This window comes from Moorena sp. SIO4E2 (assembly GCF_010671945.1).
Taxonomy (GTDB): domain Bacteria; phylum Cyanobacteriota; class Cyanobacteriia; order Cyanobacteriales; family Coleofasciculaceae; genus Moorena; species Moorena producens.
On record NZ_JAAHIE010000455.1, the window covers coordinates 2,073 to 6,053 of the forward strand.

2 protein-coding genes are annotated in these 3,981 nt (G+C 42.6%); one reads left to right on the forward strand and one right to left on the reverse strand.

All coding sequences use genetic code 11. From position 1 onward, the window contains the following. A partial coding sequence (locus F6K37_RS30310; RefSeq protein WP_287254215.1) for a WD40 repeat domain-containing protein occupies nucleotides 1-3,284 on the forward strand: 3,284 nt, incomplete at its 5' end. Between the two features lie 401 nt (nucleotides 3,285-3,685). Here the strand turns inward: F6K37_RS30310 and F6K37_RS30315 are convergent. Next, a complete protein-coding gene (locus F6K37_RS30315) occupies nucleotides 3,686-3,934 on the reverse strand; it encodes a hypothetical protein (RefSeq protein WP_287254217.1) in 249 nt (82 codons plus the stop codon). Nucleotides 3,935-3,981 lie beyond the last annotated feature (47 nt).

A 3,981-nucleotide genomic window follows, 5' to 3' on the forward strand; every position in this document is an offset into this window, starting at 1 on the left:
ATGTTAATCGCCTGATTGAGCGCATGGAACAGGAGCGCTCTAGACTAACTGTGATTCATGGACAGTCCGGGGCGGGGAAAAGTTCGATGATTGAGGCGGGATTAATACCAGCATTAGAACGCAAAACCATTAATACCCGTCGGGTATTACCGGTTTTGCAGCAAGTTTATAGGAATTGGATTCAAGCACTAGGCAAATCCTTAAAAAACACTCTGGAGAAGAGAGTAAATTTAGCCTCTGTGCCTAGTAAGCTTGATTCAACCGCCCTCATTCTTGAGCAGTTGCACAATAATGCTAGGCAAAATTTGCTTACTGTTTTAATATTTGACCAGTTTGAAGAGTTTTTATTGGTTTGCTCAAACCCCAACCAGAGGCGAGGTTTTTATGAATTTTTGCGAGACTGTCTGAATATTCCTTATGTAAAGGTAATCTTGTCTGTGCGAGAGGATTATTTACATTGCCTGTTGGAATTTAATAAGTTCGGAATCGATTTAGAGGTTATTAATAACAATATTTTAGATAAAAAGATTCTGTTTGACTTGGGTAATCTTACCCCACCAGATGCCAAATTATATCTTGAAGGCTTAACCGAGCAAACTCAGTTTCCCCTAGAGCAAGCACTGATTGATAAATTAGTGGAGGATTTAGGCAAAGAATTAGGAGAAATTCGACCAATTGAGTTGCAAGTGGTAGGGGCGCAACTGGAACGAAACAAAATTACGACCCTAGAACAGTATCAACACCTAGGGGATAACCCAAAAGCTGAATTAGTCAACCAATACTTAGAAGAAGTTGTGGCAGAGTGTGGTGCCGAGAACAAACGGGCAGCTGAATTAGTGTTGTACTTGCTAACGGATGAAAACAACACCCGCCCTCTCAAAACTCGCCATGATTTGGAAAAAGAATTAAAAGCCTTGGCGGCTGATGTAGACACAGAGCTAAAACGATTAGATTTAGTGTTGGAAATTTTTGTTAAATCTGGCTTAGTGCTGCTGTTGCGAGAGATTTATAGCGATCGCTATCAATTAGTCCATGATTATTTAGTAGATTTCATTCGACAACGACAAGGGGCTGACATGAGAGCAGAACTTGAAAAAGAGCGAGAAGCGCGACAACGGCTTCGGAAATGGTTGCTGATGGGGTTAGGGGGATTTAGCGTGGTGATGACTATACTAGCTATCGTAATCTGGGAGTGGCAATCGGAAAAATTTCTCAAAAGACAGATCACCCTTGCTAAACTCAACGCTGACTATCAGCTCTCTCTTCTTGTCAAAAAAAATCAGCTTGATGCCCTTTTAATCAGTATCAAGGGAGGGAAAGGATTAAACCATAAAATAGCAAAATCAGAAATTAAAAAAAAGACTTCATATAACCTCTGGGAAGCAGTAAACTTAACCCAAGAACGTCATCGTTTAGAGGAACATCAAGATAGTGTCTTGAGTGTTAGTGTCAGTCCTGATAATCAGCTCATTGCTTCAGCTAGCTCTGATCAAACCATCAAACTGTGGAGTCGTGATGGCCAATTGCTGCATAGCATAGAAGGACATGAGAAGGGACATGAGAAGACAGTGTGGTGCGTCAGTTTCAGCCCTGATAATCAAATCATTGCCTCTGCCAGTAAAGACAAAACCGTTAAACTCTGGGATCAGGATGGAAGGTTAATTAACACCTTGACAGGACATAATAAGGGGGTGAAGTGGGTAAGTTTTAGCCCGGATGGTGAGACCATTGCTTCAGCCAGTGGTGATAAAACTATTAAACTCTGGAGCCGTGATGGGACTTTGATCAAAACCTTGACAGGACATGGGAAAGCTGTTTTGAGCGTTAGTTTTAGCAATGATGGAGAGTTAATTGCTTCAGCTAGTAAGGACAAAACGGTAAAACTCTGGAGTAGTGACGGTACATTCATCAAAACTCTAGAAGGGCATGACAAGGCTGTTTGGAGTGTAATTTTCAGTCCCAATAGTCAGACCATTGCTTCAGCTAGTGATGATCAGACCGTGAAACTTTGGAACCGTGATGGAACGTTAAGGAAAACCTTGGTAGGACATGATCATCCTATCAACAGCGTCAGCTTTAGTCCTGATGGTGAGTTGATTGCCTCAGGGAGTAGTGACGGCAAAATAAAACTCTGGACTGGTAAGGGTACACCAATTTCAACCCTTCCAGGTCATAAAGATATTGTCAATCAGGTTAGTTTCACTCCTGACGGTAAGATGCTAGCCTCAGCTAGTGTTGATTTGACTGTCAAACTTTGGAATATTGACCAAACCTTGCCTAAGGTTTTCCAACCTACCAGCTATACAGTCTATGGTTATGGTGCTAGTTTTAGCCCGGATGGTGAGATAATTGCCTCTGCTAGTCGAGATGATTACACGGTCAGACTCTGGAACCCCAAGGAGCAGATTAGGGAACTCACCCTCCAGGGACATCAGGGTTTTGTGAATGGGGTTGATTTCAGCCCTGATGGTCAGTTAATTGCTACCGCCAGTAATGACCAGACCGTGAAACTCTGGAATGGCGATGGGAAACGGCTACATACTCTAGAGGGGCATAGGGATCGAGTTTATAGCGTTAGTTTCAGTCCTAATAGTCAAATCATTGCTTCAGCTAGTGAGGATAGCACAGTGAAACTCTGGACCAAGGAAGGGAAATTGCTACGTACTTTAGCGGGACATACAGATGCGATTAATCGCGTTAGTTTCAGTCCCGATGGTGAGTTTATTGCTTCTGCCAGTGATGACAAGACGGTGAAACTCTGGAACCAGGACGGCACTCTAATTACTACTCTTCCTTGGGATAGGAAGTTGTCCTCCGTTAGTTTCAGCCCCGATGGTAAGCGGATTGTGGCAGGTGCTGCTGGTGGTTTTATGGTAATTTGGAGTCGTACAGACATCTCCTGGAAGCAATTCGAGTCGGAAAAAGTAGTAGGACATACAGAAACTGTTTATGATGTCAGTTTCCACCCCAATCGAGATATTATTGCTTCTGCTAGTGCGGACGGCACAGTTAAACTATGGAACTCCAATGGAATTTTGCTCAGAACATTAACCGAGGGTTATGAACCTGTGGAATCTGTGAATTTCAGTCCAGATGGTGAAACCCTAGTCTCGATTAACGCGGCTAATCGGGTGAGTATTTGGAATTCAGATTACAGTCAATTAAACGATGTCAATTCCCTACTGAAGCGTGGTTGTGATCAGATCGGTAATTATCTGAAAAATAACCCGAACGTCAACGAAGAAGACAAAACACTCTGTGGGGGAATTGAGGAGCAAGAGTAAATTAGCTTTTAAGGCAAAAGGCAAAAGGCAAAAGGCAATACTAAATAGCGTTTTATAGCAACGTTTATCCTTAATAAGGGGCAGGGGAATAGGGAACATAAATATGTTTTAACCTTTACTTCCACTGCTATAAGGGGTGCATCTCATATTTGAAAATCTTGCGTAGGGAGCGTTAGGGGAGCCCTCATTTTCCGCCTCGTAGTCAAGGTTATGTTGCTACCCGTAACGCACCACGGTGTCAAACAGCAAAAATGAGATGCACCCGCTATAAGGAATGCATCGTTGGTTAATTAACTATTGCTAGCATGCCTATTGCCTATTGCCTTTCCTTAAGGGAGTATGTTCACCTATCAAATAAAAATGCTATGGATATGATCAATCTTTAGGTGAAGCGGACTCTACTAAAATCCGGATTGTGGGCTGTCGTAGCGTGGCGGTCTAGGCTTTTGCTCTCCGGGCTCTCTTGCGCTAGCAGCGGTATCAAATATAGTGTATTTAAGGAATGAAACATCCTCCAATAGACTATTGCTAGTAGAGTCAGGTTGGGTGATTAAGTTCCAAGAAGCTGTATCCATAGCTAAAACCTGACTAGCAGTGATTGTCGATACTGCTGTTATCCCTAGAAGGGAGAGAATTTTGTAACGTTTCATAAGTGGACTCCGTGGGTTCTATGCTAATTCCAACTAGATTAATATAA

What these genes read in the sequence shown, in the direction of transcription:
- F6K37_RS30315 (WP_287254217.1), bottom strand. Translation starts at nt 3,934, where the DNA reads ATGAAACGTTACAAAATTCTCTCCCTTCTAGGGATAACAGCAGTATCG.